The organism is Hymenobacter segetis (assembly GCF_038448715.1).
In the GTDB taxonomy this organism is placed as follows: Bacteria; Bacteroidota; Bacteroidia; order Cytophagales; family Hymenobacteraceae; genus Hymenobacter; species Hymenobacter segetis.
This window is the reverse complement of sequence record NZ_JBCEVZ010000052.1, coordinates 1-14,674: the sequence shown is the minus strand read 5'-3', so window position 1 is coordinate 14,674 and position 14,674 is coordinate 1. Positions and strand designations below refer to the sequence as shown.

The following is a 14,674-nucleotide window of genomic DNA, read 5'->3' as shown; positions in this document are numbered from 1 at the left end:
GCCGGGGTTAGGGCAGTGGGGTTTCCGGTTCGGAAAGGCCAAAATCTTGCACGTAGTGGCACGAGCTAGCGTCTGTCATCCTGAGCGGAGCGAAGGACCTTATCACGTCACAACGCATTGTTCCGCAGTAACGTGATAAGGTCCTTCGCTCCGCTCAGGATGACAGATAATTGTTGCCTGGGCCAGATGGTCTTACTTATAATACTCGCGCGCCGCGTCCCAGTGTGGGGCGTCGGGCAAGGGAGCCACGAAAGTCATTGATTCTTTCGTGACGGGGTGCTGCAATTGTAGCTGGCGGGCGTGCAGGGCGATGCTTACGTCGGGCAGGGGGGCGATGAAGCCGTATTTCACGTCGCCGATGATGGGGGTACCGAGGCCGGTAGCCAGCTGGGTCCGAATCTGGTGCGGGCGGCCGGTAACGGGGTTTACCTGCAATAAATAGCGGTTGCCGGCCATGCCCAGCAGCTCGTAGCTCAGCTCGGAACGCAGGCCCTGGCTGTGCTTTTCGGGGTAGGCTTTGGTTACGTTGCGCACGGTGTCTTTCACCAGCCAGTGCACCAGGGTGCCGCTTTCGGGCACGGGCGGCCGGCCGGTAAGGGCCCAGTAGGTTTTGTGGATTTTATCGTCCCGGAACATCTCGTTCAGGCGGCTCAGGGCCTTGCTGGTTTTGGCCAGAATGACGATGCCCGACACCGGCCGGTCGATGCGGTGGCACACGCCCACGAAGGCTTCGCCGGGCTTCTTATACTTGAAGCGCAGGTACTCGGCGGCTTTTTTGGAGAGGGGCTCGTCGCCGGTAGCATCGCCCTGCACGAGGATGCCGGCGGGCTTGTTGATGACGAGAAGATGGTTGTCTTCGAACAGAATTTCTCTGCCTTCGGACCAGAGGTTGGGACGATTCACGCGGCGGGAACGGGCGGGATATGGAGTATCAGCAGGAGCGGGCCAGGGCCCCTCGGGGGCTTCCGCACGTCATCAGACCACACTCACCGGGTGCTCCACTCTTGCTGTTGCTGGCACGAAGATACGAAGCTGAATGGGAGTGCGCAGGGTAATGGCTGTCATCCAGAGCCGAGCGAAGGACCTTATCACCGCCTAACGAGTTGTTCTGGCGTGATAAGGTCCTTCGCTACGCTCAGGATGACAAACGGGAACCTAGTACCCTTCTTCTTTGCTGGGGAACTCGCGGCTTTTTACGTCGGCCACGTAGTGCTGCACGGCTTCGGTCATCACGTCGTGCAGTTCGGCGTAGCGGCGCAGGAAGCGGGGCTTGAACTCTTTGGTGATGCCCAGCAGGTCGTGCACCACGAGCACCTGGCCGTCCACGTCCGGGCCGGCCCCGATGCCGATGACGGGAATGGTGAGCTCTTCGGCCACTTGCTTGGCCAGGGAGGCGGGGATTTTTTCCAGCACCAGGCCGAAGCAGCCGATTTCCTGGAGCAGGCGGGCATCTTCGAGGAGCTTTTGGGCCTCGGCTTCTTCTTTGGCGCGCACGCTGTAGGTGCCGAACTTGTAGATGGACTGCGGCGTGAGGCCGAGGTGGCCCATCACGGGGATGCCGGCCGTGAGGATGCGCGTGATGCTGTCCTTAATCTCGGCGCCGCCTTCGAGCTTGATGCCGTGGCCGCCCGATTCCTTCATGATGCGAATGGCCGAGCGCAACGCTTCCGACGAGTTGCCCTGGTAGGAGCCGAAGGGCATATCGACCACCACGAAGGCGCGCTTCACGGCGCGTACTACGCTCTGGGCGTGGTAAATCATCTGGTCGAGGGTGATGGGCAGGGTGGTTTCGTGGCCGGCCATGACGTTGGAGGCCGAGTCGCCGACGAGCAGCACATCCACGCCCGCGCCGTCGAGAATCTGGGCCATCGAGTAGTCGTAGGCCGTGAGCATGGATATTTTTTCCCCCCGCTCCTTCATGGCGAGCATCTGGTGGGTGGTAATGAGTTTGACTTCCTTGTGCTGAGACATGGCGGGCAGGCAGGTTTGCGAGATAAAAGGCCGTTTGGCGGGGCAAAGCTGGCAACAATTTCGTTAGCCCGCGCCGCGCGCCCAGCAAAAAGCCCCTGGCCGAAGCGCAGGGGCTGAAAACGAAATGCGCCGTTCGCGGCCCGGGCCTACTGATACTGCGCGTAGCGGTTGCGGTTCAGCTTGAGGTCCTGGAGCAGGCTGCTCTTGGCCGCGATGGTGAAGTTGTAGCCCTTGAGTTGGCCGAAGGGAATCCAGGTGCCGTTAATCTGCCAGCAGTGCAGGTCGCGAAAGAACGACACGGTGGGGAACGTAACGGCCTGGCTGGTGAAATCATACCCAAACCCGGTGGTGAAACGCAGGTTTTCGGTGAGCTTGATGGAGCCATCGGCCCGGATGTTATTGAGCGCCAGAATGGGCGGGCGCGTGCTGGTCGGCGTGAGGGGCACAGCATTGGTGGTATAGCCGGCCGAGTACGACACGTTAAGCTCCCACGGAATCTCGAAATCGACGTAGTCGGCGTAGTAGTTGGGGCCTACCGCGCCCAAGCTGGGGTTGTTGGCCGGAGCCACGGCGCGGGGCACAGCGCTTTTCTTCTTGCCGGTAGCCGGGTTGAAGGAATAATTGGTCTGGAAGCTGGCCGAGGCCAGACGCAGCAACTTGCGTGGGTCGGCCTCAAACAGAAATTTATTGATGGGCCGGCCCTGGCTGTCGCGCTGATACGCCTCGAAGCTGGCTCCGCTGTTGAGGCTGAGTTTCCGGGCGATTTGGGTGCGGAAAATCACGTTCAGCGGGGTGAGTTTCTGGACGCCGGGGAGGGCGGCGAAGTTGTAGCCGATGTTGAAATCAAGCCCGTCAATCAGGCTCACTTTCTTGAAAGGATTGAGGCCGGTGGTGTCTTTGGAGTCGCGCACCTTCATCTCCACCGAGTTTTGCAGGCTGAAGGAAACCTGGCTCTGGCGGGCCCCGCCGGGCACTGAGTACAGGAAATTGCTGTAGTTGTTGAAGGCGTAGCTATTGAGAATTGCGGCGTCGGTGGGATTATTGGCGAATAAAGTCTGACCGAACTGGTTGGTGTAGCCACTCAACACATTGGCACCCTGCGGATACACGCTTTCCCGCTTGTCCAGCGGCGGGGCATAAGCGTAGTTCAGGCTGGGCGTGGCTTTGTGGCGGATGGCCTGGATTTTATGCGTGCCTTTGCGCACAATGGTACCGTAGAACGTGGTGTTCAGGCTCAGGGCGGCCGAATATCCGTTGACGCGGTTGAAGCCGTACGTGGTGTCGATGCGAACGGCCTGGGCCACGGGACTGTAGCTGTAGTTCAGCTTCTGAGCAAACCACACTTCGCTGTACGATACCGACGGGCTCAGCTTGAGGTGCGGCCCCAGCGAGTAAGACCCCAGCCCAATGCCGAACTGATGCTGCATGCCATTGCGGGAGTTAGCCAGCAGCCGGCCGATGTTGGCAAAGCTTACTGGAATGTTGGTAGGCGTGCTGGTGCCGCCCAACAGCGGCAGGCCGTTGCTCAGGGTGCGGGACGTGAGCACGTTGCTCAGCTCGTTGCGGGCCGTCACGTTGTAGCTAAAGGTGAACTGCTCGTAGGTGCTGGCACCCAGCTTGCCACCCGCGCCCGGCTTGATGCCGAACCACTGGTACGGGTACTGCCGGGCCAGGCCCAAGCTGATGTCGGGCAGCACGAAGGTCATGGTGCCGTCGGTGCCCTGGCTCTGGCTCACTTTGATGTCGTAGTTCCAGGGCGAGTTCCGAATCTGCTTCGAGTATCCGATGCTGGAGCTGAACTGGGTGGACAGGTAGCGGCGGGCATCCAGGCTGTTCACCTTGTTGAAGCTGCTGGTGCCGGCGTTCACGCTGGCCGTGAAGCGGCCCCCGCCGGGCTTGGGCACCGGCGTGTGGTTCCAGGTCACCCAGAACGAGTTGGCCGACGGCGGCTTGATGTAGACCGGCGTGGTCGTGAGCGCATCGGTGGCCAGGATGGGGTTGAGCGGCCGGTTCGAGAAGCGGAAGTTGAAATTGCCCTGGTAGGTGTAGCGCTTCAGGTACGAAAAATCGGCGGTAGCCCCGAAGCCGCCCCAGGTCTGGGCGTTGCCGGCGTAGATATCGCCGGTGAGGCGAATACCGATGTAGTCGTTCGGGGCGAAGTAGTAGCCGCCGTTGGTGAGGTAGTAGCCCCGGTCGGCGGCCTGCCCGAAGGTGGGAATGAGCACGCCCGAGCCCCGGCTCTTATTCGGCGTCGGGAAGAAGCCGAACAGGAAGCCCAGCGGCGTGGGAATGTCGCCAATAACCAAATTGAACGGCCCGGTCACCACTTTCTCGCCCGGAATTACCTTCATGCGCTTGGCCTGAATGTAGAAGTGCGGGTGCTCTAGGTTGCAGGTGGTGTAGCGCCCCAGCAGGCCGTTGATGTCGCCGTTGGGCATCCGCTTGATGGTGGAGGCGCTCACGTAGCCTTCGCCCTGGGTGGTCACGGCCTCGGTCACCTTGGCCTTTTTGCTCTTGAAATTGTAGGCAATGCTGCCGGCCGTGTACAGGCCACCCTTGTCCTTGAGCACGGGCCGGCCTTCCAGCTTGTGCTTCAGCGAGTCGAGCCGACCGTCGGCCTGCATGGTGTTGGTGCCGTAGTTGATGGTGATGAGGTAGGCCTTCAGGTCGGTGTCGCCATACGTCACGCTCGACTTATTGTAGAGCCGCGCCACCTTCTGGGTCACATCGAACTGAATGGAGTCCTGCGCCTTGTAATTGATGGTGGTTTCAATCTGGCCTTTGGGCCGGGCCGCCACTTGCACTGAGTCGTTGGTGCGGCGCACGCCATTCACCAGCCCGCTGGTGTCGGTGGGCGAATTGAGGCCGCTGGGGCGGGCCAGCGTATCGGGCACGGGCTTGTGCGATGCGCCGGGCACCCGCGACTGGCCGGTATTGCGCACGCCGGGCGGTGGCGGCCCCACGGGGTCGCGCGGGTCGACGGAAATATTACGCACCGGTGGGGTAGGAGCCGAGCCGGCCCGCTGGCCGGGTTTGGCCGCCGGAATGGCCTTGGGGCGGGCCACCGTGGTGGTGTCGCCTTGGCTGGTGGGGGCGGCCAGAATGGCCTTCACCCGCGCCTTGCGGGCCTGGATTTTGGCCTTGCGCGCAGTTTTGGGCTTGGGCTTAGTGGGCGTGCCGGTCTGGCCCCAGGCGGTGCCGGGTAGGCCTGCTAGTAGAAGAAAAAAGAGGCCAAACAGGGCAGGGTAGGCCCATGAGAAGCCAGTGCGGCGGCGCGGCGCGGGCCGGAAATCAGCTTCGGAACGAAGGCCAAACCAAACAGGCAAAGTATAGTAGCAGTTAAATCGTTTACTTTTGGGGCTTCTACAAAGGTAGCAGGTCGCTACCGCCCCTTCAACGAACAACGTGCGGATTATTGTCATCCTGGCCAGTGCCGCTTTGCTATTGCTGGGCGCCGGCAGCGGCGAGTGGAAAGCGGAGGCCCAAACTCCGGCCGACTCCGCCCGCATCGCCCCCGATTCGGTGCTCTCAGCTGCTTCTATTAATGCTAATGCGCCCTACCGCTACCGCTTGCGCACGGTGGTGCTCGATGCCGGCCACGGCGGCAAAGACCGGGGCTGCGCCGGGGCCAGCGCCCGCGAAGCCGACGTGGCCCTGAGCCTCATTCTGGCCCTGGGCCGCCAGATTGAGGAAAACATGCCCGACGTGAAGGTGATTTACACCCGCAAAACCAACGTGTTTATCGAACTCGACGAGCGTGCGGCCATTGCCAACCGCAACCACGCCGACCTGTTCATCTCCATTCATTGCAACGCCGGCCCCAGCCAGAGCCATGGCACCGAAGTCTGGACCATGGGCCTGCACAAAAGCACCGCCAACCTGGGCGTGGCCCAGCGCGAAAACTCGGTAATTCTGCAAGAAAAAGACTACAAAACGCGTTACGACGGTTTCGACCCCAGCTCGCCCCAGTCGCATATTTTGTTCTCGTTGTTCCAGTCGGCCTACATCACCAACAGCCTGCGCTTTGCCCAGCGCGTCGACCGGCAACTGCGCACCAGCGTGAGCCGCCCCAGCCGCGGCGTGAAGCAGGCGGGCTTTCTGGTGCTCTGGAAATCCACCATGCCCTCGGTGCTCATCGAGTCGGGCTTCCTCACCAACCCGGCCGAAGAGCGTTACCTCAACGATAAAGCCAATCAATCGTATATGGCCGCAGGCATCTACCGCGCCTTCCGCGAATACAAACGCGAGCTGGAGGGCGGGTAATTAAGCGGCGCATTCGGGCGTTGTGCTGCCGGGCGACCAGCAGTCGCATTTCTGCCGTAAATAACCGCAAGTCGCTTCCGCCTCCCTCTATTCTCATCCAACTATTACCCTCCGTGTCTAAAGAAATAAAAGTGGCGCTTCTCGCCATCGTCGCCATTGCCGCTCTCGTTATCGGCTATAATTTCCTGCGTGGCAGCAACGTGCTTTCCTCCGACCATACTTACTACGCCACCTATCCCCGGGTCGATGGCCTGAACGTGGGCGCGCTGGTGGCCCTCAATGGCATCAAAGTTGGCCAAGTAAAGAGCATGGAGCTCCAGCCCGAAAAGGGCAACTCCGTGCGCGTGGCGCTGGAATTGCAGAAGGATGTGGTGGTGGGCGACTCCACCACCGCCAGCCTGGGCGGCTCGCTTCTGGGCTCGAAGGCCATCACCCTGACTCTGGGCCGCAACTCGAAGAACTACACCGGCGGTGAAGAAATCCGCACCGTGACGCCGTCCGGCATTGCCGACGCCTTCCAAGCCAAGGCCCTGCCCGTGCTCGATACCGTGGGAGCCACGCTGGCCCACATCAACAGCTTCCTGAACAAGGACGCCCAGACCAACATCCAGGGCACGCTGCAAGGCGCGCGCGCCAGTACCGAGGCGTTGCAAAAGCTCATCGTGGCCAACCAAGCCAACGTCGCCCTCATCACCCGCAACCTGGCACAGATGAGCACCGCCCTGAACAAAACCACCGGCAAGCTCGATAAAATCGCGGTGAACTTCTCGCAGCTCTCTGATTCACTGAAAGCCGCGCCCGTAGGTCCCGCCCTGCGCCGCCTCAACTCGACCCTGGCCGATGCCCAGACTACCGTGAAAAGCCTCAACACGGCCCTCAGCGACCAGAAAGGCTCGATGGGCCGCCTGCTGCACGATTCTACGCTCTACAACAACCTGGCCGCCACTACGGCTAGCTCTAACGACCTGCTGGTTGATTTCAAAGCCAACCCCAAGCGCTACGTGCACTTCTCGGTATTTGGCGGCGGTAAGGACAAGAGCAAAGTAGAAACCAAGCAGCAGCCCGACGGCACCATCAAGACAGAAGTGAAAAAGGTGGAAACCTCGTCGCTGAAGTAGTGCGTTTGTCATCCTGAGCAGAGCGAAGGACCTTATCACCGAGCAACGATTTGCAGTAATTTCAATCGGCTGCGAACGTGATAAGGTCCTTCGCTCCGCTCAGGATGACATACTGGCACTCGGCCCAACATTCAAACCCGCCGTACCTTTGAAATCCGCCTCCGGGCGGATTTTTTTGTGCCCATCCCACCAAATTCCCACCGCGCTTTCCTGATGAACGTCGATTTCAACCGCAACGAAGACCAACTCAAGCAACTCAGCTTCAACCTCAGCCAGAAGTTTCAGAAAGTAGCCCTCGGCGGCGGCGAGAAGCGCATTGCCGCCCACAAAGCCAAGGGCAAGCTCACCGCCCGCGAGCGGATTGAATTCCTCCTGGATAAAGGCGCGGCCTTTGTTGAAATAGGCGCGTTTGCCGGCGATGGCATGTATAAGGAGGAAGGCGGCTGCCCCGGCGGCGGCGTAGTCGTGATAATCGGCTACGTGGCCGGGCGGCAGTGCGTGGTGGTGGCCAACGACGCCACCGTGAAGGCCGGTGCCTGGTTCCCCATCACCGCCAAAAAGAACCTGCGCGCCCAGGAAATCAGCATCGAAAACAAGCTGCCGATTATCTACCTCGTGGACTCCGCCGGCGTGTACCTGCCGATGCAGGACGAGATTTTTCCCGATAAGGAGCATTTCGGCCGCATTTTCCGCAACAACGCGGTGATGAGCAGCATGGGCATCGTGCAGATTTCGGCCATTATGGGCCCCTGCGTGGCCGGTGGGGCCTATCTGCCCATCATGAGCGATGAGGCCATGATTGTGAACGGCACCGGCTCGGTATTCCTGGCCGGCTCCTATCTGGTGAAATCCGCTATCGGTGAAACCATTGACAACGAGGCGCTGGGCGGAGCGAGCATGCACTCGGAAATCTCGGGCGTGACGGACTACAAGTTCGATACCGACGAGGAGTGCCTGACGCATATCCGCAACATCTTCGACAAGATGGGCGGGCAGGCCACGGCCGGTTTCAGCCGCGCCACCCCGGCCAAGCCGGCGCAGGATGAGCAGGAAATCTACGGACTGCTACCCTCTGACCGTGTGAAGCCTTACGACATGATGGACATCATCAACCGTTTGGTTGATAACTCCGAATTCGAGCCCTACAAGGACCTGTACGGCCAGACTCTCATCTGCGGGCTGGCGCGCATCGATGGCTGGGCCGTGGGCATCGTGGCTAACCAGCGCAAAATCGTAAAGAGCAAGAAAACCGGCATGCAGATGGGCGGCGTCATCTACTCCGACTCGGCCGATAAGGCGGCGCGCTTCATCATGAACTGCAACCAGAAGCGCATCCCACTGGTGTTTCTGCACGACGTGTCGGGCTTCATGGTGGGCAGCCAGAGCGAGCAGGGCGGCATCATCAAGGACGGGGCCAAGATGGTGAATGCCATGGCCAACTCGGTGGTGCCCAAGTTTACGGTCATCGTGGGCAACAGCTACGGGGCCGGCAACTACGCCATGTGCGGCAAGGCCTACGACCCGCGCCTCATCGTGGCCTGGCCCACGGCCCAACTCGCGGTAATGAGCGGCGCGGCCGCCGCCAACACCCTACTGCAAATCCAGGTGGCTTCCCTCAAAGCCAAAGGCGAAGTCATCACCCCCGAAGCCGAAAAAGAGCTGCTCGACCGCATCAAGGCCCGCTACGAGGAGCAATTATCGCCCTACTACGCCGCGGCCCGCCTCTGGGTCGATGCCGTGATTGACCCGCTGGAAACCCGCAAGGTGCTTTCGGAGGGCATTGCGGCGGCGAACCATGCGCCGATTGAGAAGGCGTATAACGTGGGGGTTATTCAGGTGTGAGGTTGAATGACTCCAATCTTCAAAAATGCGCTTTCGGTACGTGTCTCACTTGGGCATCTTACTATTGTCTTTTTGCTTGTGACAATGTCAGTGGGAATACTGATTTACGCAGTTTTCCCACTGACATTCTGGGTGTTTTTTGGAGAAGGGGAAATCGCATTAAAAACCTATCACATTCCAGCAGTGAACTTCGTGTATGAGTGCCGGCCATTGCTACTAGGCGTTGCATTTTGTTTCTTCAAATACATGCAAAAGCGCAGCAACAATATGCCAAAGGCAAAGTCTTACTTAATTGTCGGGGTTGCTCTGTTGCTGCTATATCCATTTAGACTCGCTCTTATAGGCTTCGTAATAGACATGTGCTTAAGCGTAACTAGATTGTAGTGGCTTCCTAGAACCCTCTACCTCCTAGCCAGTTGTGACGGCACGCCCCCCCCGAAGCCTTCACCCTGCCGCTCGACTTGCTGGCCTGCCGCGAGTTAGTTAATGCTGCCGAGAAAAGGCAGCATTAACTAAAACCTTAACCTATCTGCCCCGCCACCGTCTCAAAAAACGGCATCCCATACAGCGCGGCAAACTCCTGGATGTGGCTACGCAGCCGGGTTTCTTCGGCCGCATCGGTGCCGGCGGCGAAGTGCAGCTCGACCAGCCAGATGTGTACCTGGAAATAATCGAGCAGCCAGCTGTTGGTTTCCAGGTTGAAGAGCGAGTGCAGGTGTGGGGCGCGGGCGCTGATGAGCCCGGTGCGCAGCTCGGCCACGGCCTGGAAGGCACGCAGCAGCTGGTCGAATACGTTGGTTTCCAGCCAGGGCAGCTCGGGATACTCGCGGTTGGTGAGGGCCAGCCAGTCGAGTAGCGCCGGAAACTGGCCGGTAAGGAATAGCCCCTCGGCTATCAGAAAGTGGTAGCCGGCCGGGAATAGGTTGTAGAACGCCGGCAGCGGGGCCGGGGGCACCAGCGTGCGCGGAACCGTGACGGCTTCCTGGTGCAGGCGGGCCAGCAGGTCGGCCGGCACTACGTGGTCGGGCGCGTCGTACCAGGCCGATACTATCTCGGCAAAGGCCCGGCGGCCCCGGGGGAAGGCGTGCACTTCGGGCGGCACGGGCAGGGCCAGCAGCCGGGCCAGGCGCTTGCGCCAGGCGGGCTCGTCCTCGGCCAGGAATTCGGCCAGAAACAGGGCGGAATTCCCAAACAGCTGGGCTTCGGGCGTGTGCTTGTGTTGCAGGTAAGTAGCCAGCACTTCGCCAAACGCGCTGGTCAGGTGCGCCAAATCCACGAAGGATTCGACGAAGAATTCCTGGCCGGCCGGATGGGTGGCCAGCTGCAGGGCCAGCGGCGCGGCGGACCCGCCAGGCTGGGCTGGGCGCGTGATGCGCCCCAGAAAATAGCCCAGCAACAGGCGCTCAGGATACGCCAGCTGCTCCATAGCCAAAAGCTCCGGGATGTCGGTGGCCGTGCCTGCGCCTGGGGCGGTGGTTTCCTGCATTGCCAGCCCCGAAACCGATTGGCCAAAGGCGGCAAAGTCGGCGTGGCCGGCGTAGCGGGCCAGCGTGTCGAGGGTATGCAGGTGGTAGCCGCCTTCCTTGTCTACCAGGCCGAAGAACCGCCGCAGGGTGCTGGGGCTCAGGCGGCGGCCGCCGGTGGCGGCGTTCTGCCGCAGCTCCAGCTCGAGGGCATCGCAATGGCTGGGGTAGCGCAACGGCTGGCCGAAGCGGGTCGCAACGGCCTTGCGCAGGGCAAACTGGAGTGGTGGAGAAAGGCGTGGCACAGCAGTGAAGATAATATGAATTCAACCGAAAAGAAATTTTTGGACTTTGTACTTCGTAGAGAGAATTATGGATATTTGAAGTTCAGTCATATAGATATGATTAATAAGCAGAAGTATTGTGAACACGGCCATCTGGCCCTTGGCGGGACTTGTAGCCAGTGCGCCCAGCGTACCAAGCCGGCGACTGAGCAGGAGGCAAACCCTGCCGGGGCTCCTGCGCCCAACCGCACGCTGATGGAGTTGCGGGAGCTGAAAAGTCTGCTGCAAAAAGGACTCATCACAGAAGCAGAGTATGACGAGCGCCGCAATAATATTCTGGCCAACTTTTAGTTGAGCGACATTTTTTCAATAAAAAAAGCCTATTCCTTAACAGGAGTGGGCTTTTTTTATTGAGTCGAAAATAAAATTTGTTGGATTGAATTTTCGTGGTTTATGTTTGCAGTGTACTAGAACAATAATACACTAGGCAAGCGCGACAATGGTCCACATCCGCAACCTCCACTTTGGGTACTCCAAGAAGCGCCCGCTCTTCCAACACCTCGACCTGACGCTGGAGCGCGGGCACATTTACGGCCTGCTGGGCAAGAACGGGGCGGGTAAGTCCACGCTGCTCAAGAACATGGTGGGGCTGGCGTTCCCCGAGGGCGGTACCTGCGAGGTGCTGGGGCAGCCGGCGGCCAAGCGCCTGCCTGCCGTGCTGGCCGACCTGTTTTTCCTGCCCGAAGAAATTTACGTGCCGGCCGTGACGGCCGCGAAATTCGTGGAGCAGACGGCGGGCTTCTACCCAAAATTCGACCACGAGGCGCTGACGCACTACCTCGTCGAGTTTGAGGTGCCGGCCCAGGCGGTGCTTACGGCGCTGAGCTTCGGGCAGCAGAAGAAGTTCATGATTGCCTTTGCGCTGGCCGCCAACACCAGCCTGCTGGTGCTGGACGAGCCCACCAACGGCTTGGATATTCCGAGCAAGGCGCAGTTCCGCAAGCTCCTGGCCACGGCCTTCACGGAGGAGCGCTGCCTGATAATCTCGACCCATCAGGTGCGCGATTTGGAAAGCCTGATTGATACCGTGGTGGTGCTGCACGGCCAGCGCATCGTGCTCAATGCCGACCTGGGCGAGCTGGCCGAGCGGCTGACGTTTGCCACGGTGCCGGAGGCGGATGAAACGGCGCTTTACAGCGAAGGCTCAATCCGCGGGGCCTATGTCATTCGGCCCAACCACGGCGGCATGCCGGGCCGTGTCGATTTGGAATTGCTGTTTAATGCGCTGGTGGGCGAGGCTCCCGCGCTGATGTCTTACTTATCTCAAAAGCAACCTACTCATGAGCCAGTTCTTTAATCTGTCGCGCTTTGGGCGCTTGTTCAGCAAGCACACCACGGAGCATGCGGGCGGCTATCTGCTGGCCACGGGGGTGCTGCTGGGCGGCATTGGGCTGGTGCTGGGGTTCGTGGCCGTTTCGTCGAGCCAGCCGGTGAGTCCGGACATGCAGGGCGTCATTTTTGTGATGGGGCTGCTGGCGGCGGGCGCGATTTTTTCCAGCACTGTTTTCTCGTTTTATGGCAACCGGAAGCAGACCACGGCGGCGCTGATGCTGCCGGCCTCGCACTGGGAGAAGTATCTGGTGGGCTGGCTGTACTCGGTGCCGCTGTTCATCGCGGTGTACGTGGGGTGCTTCTACCTGATTGATGCGCTGGTGGTGAACCTGGAGGACTGGCACGGCCAAACGCCGAAAATGGTGCGGCTGTTCTCGAACGAGAGCAAGCTGTACTGGTCGCTGGTGGGCTACGCGGTGGTGAATGCGGTGTTTTTGTGGGGCAGCATTTTCTTTCAGAAGCAGCAGTTTGTCCGCACGGCGTTTGGCCTGCTGCTGGTCGGGGTGCTGGTGTCGCTGGCGAATATGCAGGTGGTGAAAGGGCTGGTGGGGCGTAAGCTGGACGGCGTGCTGCCCTTCGCGGGCATGGGCTTTCGGGACGGGCAGGAGTGGTATTCGGTGAACCTGGAGCCGACGCAGAACAGCTGGTTTCTGCTGGTGCCGGTGGGCGTGATGCTGCTGGCCTGGGCGGCGGCCTACCTACGCGTCACGGAGAAGCAGATTTAAGGGAAGAAAGTCATGGAATTTAAAGACAACGAGGCCATTTACCTGCAAATAGCCGGGTACGTGAGCGAGCTGATACTGCGCGGCAAGTGGCCGCCGGATAGCAAGATTCCGTCGGTGCGCGAGCTGGCCGGCGACTTGCAGGTGAACCCCAACACGGTGATGCGCACCTACGAGCTGCTGCAAAGCCAGGAGGTGCTGTACAACAAGCGCGGCATCGGCTTTTTCGTGGCCCCGGCCGCGGTGCAGCAGGTGCAGGCCGCCCGCCGCGAGCGGTTTCTGAGCCAGGAGCTGCCGGAGGTGTTCGGCACCATGCTGCTGCTGGGCATTGGGCTGCCCGAGGTGCAGCGCCGCTACGAGGAATTCAAAAGTGCCCAACCGCAACCTATCACCGTCCCTTCCTGATGAAAACCAGTAACAAGCTTTTCGTGGCCGCCGTGGCCCTGGTGCTCGGCTCCATGGCCACCTACGATGCCGCCCTGCTGGCCGAATACCGCACCGGCCACTACAAAGACCCGCTGCACAACTTCACCAAACAGGTCGGCACCGGCTTCGATGCCGTGGAAGTGCCGGCCGGGCTCTACTTCCGGGTGAAGATTGAAGCCGGCCCGGCGGGCGTGTGGGTAAACAAGGAGGCCACCGAATACGTGCGCCTCCGCCAGCACGGCCGCACGCTGGCCGTGACGCTTACTTCGCCGGAAGAGGTGCATTTCCTGGGTGGCCAGCCGCACGTCATTATTCACTGCCCGCAGCTGCAACAGCTGACCACGGACGCGGGCTACCTGGCGGTCACGCGCAAAGACTACCGAAACGACCCCAGCAGCGAGGTGCTGGTGCGCAATTTCAACCAGGACAGCCTGCGGGTGAACCAGCGCCGGGCGGGCACCGTGACGCTGGAGAGCAACAACCTGCGCCGGCTTCGGGCGGTGGCCGAAGCGCCGGCGGGCAGTACGGCCATCCTGGTAGTGGAGGGCACCAACAACATTCAGGCCGCTGATTTGGCCATCGAACACCAAAGCAAATTGGCCCTGAAAACGAGAATTCCGCAGCTGCGCTACCATTTTTCGGACAGCGCCACGGTCACCTTTGGTGGGGCGGCGGCGCAGGGGCTGGGCCTGAAATAATACGCCCGTCGCCATGACCCGCCAAGCCCTGAAACACTCGCTGCTGCTGCAGCTGGCCGTTATTTATACCCGCTACCTGGTGGGCGGCGCGTTCGTGTTTGCCAGTCTGATTAAAATCAAAGGGCACCGCTTCACGCAGATTTCGGACACGGCGGAGGCGCATAGCGTCGGCCATTTTTTCGAGATGATGTACCAGTCGGGGCTGTACTGGCAGTTTATTGGCTGGGCGCAGTGTGTGGCGGGGCTGCTGCTGCTCACGCAGCGCTACGCCCTGCTGGGGGCGCTGGCTTATGTGAGCATCATGGCCAATATCTTCGTCATCACCATTTCCTACGACTTTCGGGGCACGCCCGTCATCACCGGGCTGATGCTGCTGGCGGGCCTGCTGCTCCTGGCCTGGGACTGGAACCGCCTGCGCGTGGTGGTGAACCTGCCGGCCGTGCCTGAGGCTACTTCGGCGCTGTTTGAGAGCCGATTGTGGGAAGGGGTGGGGGC

At 60.6% G+C, this 14,674-nt stretch carries 12 protein-coding genes and 1 pseudogene; 9 read left to right on the top strand and 4 right to left on the bottom strand.

Going from position 1 to position 14,674, the window contains the following annotated elements:
- Positions 1-192: 192 nt before the first annotated feature.
- The 3 genes from AAFH49_RS17145 to AAFH49_RS17135 form a co-directional block, all read right to left on the bottom strand.
- Positions 193-903: an RluA family pseudouridine synthase gene (locus AAFH49_RS17145; RefSeq protein WP_342300096.1), complete on the bottom strand. Its 711-nt coding sequence runs from the start codon at positions 901-903 to the stop codon at positions 193-195.
- A gap of 252 nt (positions 904-1,155) precedes the next feature.
- Positions 1,156-1,971 (bottom strand): 3-methyl-2-oxobutanoate hydroxymethyltransferase, encoded by an 816-nt coding sequence (panB, locus tag AAFH49_RS17140; protein WP_342300094.1) that lies wholly within the window; start codon positions 1,969-1,971, stop codon positions 1,156-1,158.
- A 146-nt stretch (positions 1,972-2,117) separates the two neighbouring features.
- Positions 2,118-5,297 (bottom strand): putative LPS assembly protein LptD, encoded by a 3,180-nt coding sequence (locus AAFH49_RS17135; protein ID WP_342300092.1) that lies wholly within the window; start codon positions 5,295-5,297, stop codon positions 2,118-2,120.
- 196 nt (positions 5,298-5,493) lie between these two features.
- On the opposite strand from AAFH49_RS17135, the gene AAFH49_RS17130 reads away from it, so the two are divergent.
- The 3 genes from AAFH49_RS17130 to AAFH49_RS17120 all read left to right on the top strand — a co-directional run bounded on the left by AAFH49_RS17130 (position 5,494) and on the right by AAFH49_RS17120 (position 9,194).
- Positions 5,494-6,234 (top strand): N-acetylmuramoyl-L-alanine amidase family protein, encoded by a 741-nt coding sequence (locus tag AAFH49_RS17130; protein WP_425293342.1) that lies wholly within the window; start codon positions 5,494-5,496, stop codon positions 6,232-6,234.
- Positions 6,235-6,347: 113 nt separating this feature from the next.
- Complete coding sequence (locus AAFH49_RS17125) at positions 6,348-7,352, top strand: MlaD family protein (protein WP_342300090.1); 1,005 nt, start codon at positions 6,348-6,350, stop codon at positions 7,350-7,352.
- Between the two features lie 213 nt (positions 7,353-7,565).
- The gene (locus tag AAFH49_RS17120) at positions 7,566-9,194 is read left to right on the top strand and encodes an acyl-CoA carboxylase subunit beta (protein WP_342300089.1); all 1,629 of its coding nucleotides are present in this window, start codon (positions 7,566-7,568) and stop codon (positions 9,192-9,194) included.
- Between the two features lie 520 nt (positions 9,195-9,714).
- Here AAFH49_RS17120 and AAFH49_RS17115 read toward each other — a convergent pair.
- Positions 9,715-10,962 (bottom strand): hypothetical protein, encoded by a 1,248-nt coding sequence (locus AAFH49_RS17115; RefSeq protein WP_342300088.1) that lies wholly within the window; start codon positions 10,960-10,962, stop codon positions 9,715-9,717.
- A 15-nt stretch (positions 10,963-10,977) separates the two neighbouring features.
- On the opposite strand from AAFH49_RS17115, the gene AAFH49_RS17110 reads away from it, so the two are divergent.
- The 6 genes and pseudogenes from AAFH49_RS17110 to AAFH49_RS17085 all read left to right on the top strand — a co-directional run.
- Positions 10,978-11,292 (top strand): SHOCT domain-containing protein, encoded by a 315-nt coding sequence (locus AAFH49_RS17110; RefSeq protein WP_342300086.1) that lies wholly within the window; start codon positions 10,978-10,980, stop codon positions 11,290-11,292.
- A 148-nt stretch (positions 11,293-11,440) separates the two neighbouring features.
- A complete protein-coding gene (locus AAFH49_RS17105) occupies positions 11,441-12,298 on the top strand; it encodes an ABC transporter ATP-binding protein (RefSeq protein ID WP_342300085.1) in 858 nt (285 codons plus the stop codon).
- Complete coding sequence (locus AAFH49_RS17100) at positions 12,282-13,058, top strand: hypothetical protein (protein WP_342300083.1); 777 nt, start codon at positions 12,282-12,284, stop codon at positions 13,056-13,058. The genes AAFH49_RS17105 and AAFH49_RS17100 overlap by 17 nt, the downstream gene beginning before the upstream one ends.
- 12 nt (positions 13,059-13,070) lie before the next feature.
- Positions 13,071-13,460, top strand: a complete 390-nt coding sequence (locus tag AAFH49_RS17095) for a GntR family transcriptional regulator (protein ID WP_342300082.1) — start codon at positions 13,071-13,073, stop codon at positions 13,458-13,460.
- Entirely contained in the window at positions 13,460-14,179 is a 720-nt protein-coding gene (locus AAFH49_RS17090; RefSeq protein WP_342300081.1) for a hypothetical protein, read from the top strand. The genes AAFH49_RS17095 and AAFH49_RS17090 overlap by 1 nt, the downstream gene beginning before the upstream one ends.
- A gap of 13 nt (positions 14,180-14,192) precedes the next feature.
- Positions 14,193-14,674: pseudogene (locus tag AAFH49_RS17085) on the top strand (hypothetical protein); the annotation flags it as partial.

Excerpts from the sequence above, each read along its gene's own strand:
- panB (WP_342300094.1), bottom strand. The coding sequence starts at position 1,971 with ATGTCTCAGCACAAGGAAGTCAAACTCATTACCACCCACCAGATGCTC.
- AAFH49_RS17120 (WP_342300089.1), top strand. The coding sequence starts at position 7,566 with ATGAACGTCGATTTCAACCGCAACGAAGACCAACTCAAGCAACTCAGC.
- AAFH49_RS17110 (WP_342300086.1), top strand. The coding sequence starts at position 10,978 with ATGAATTCAACCGAAAAGAAATTTTTGGACTTTGTACTTCGTAGAGAG.
- AAFH49_RS17105 (WP_342300085.1), top strand. The coding sequence starts at position 11,441 with ATGGTCCACATCCGCAACCTCCACTTTGGGTACTCCAAGAAGCGCCCG.
- AAFH49_RS17100 (WP_342300083.1), top strand. The coding sequence starts at position 12,282 with ATGAGCCAGTTCTTTAATCTGTCGCGCTTTGGGCGCTTGTTCAGCAAG.
- AAFH49_RS17095 (WP_342300082.1), top strand. The coding sequence starts at position 13,071 with ATGGAATTTAAAGACAACGAGGCCATTTACCTGCAAATAGCCGGGTAC.
- AAFH49_RS17090 (WP_342300081.1), top strand. The coding sequence starts at position 13,460 with ATGAAAACCAGTAACAAGCTTTTCGTGGCCGCCGTGGCCCTGGTGCTC.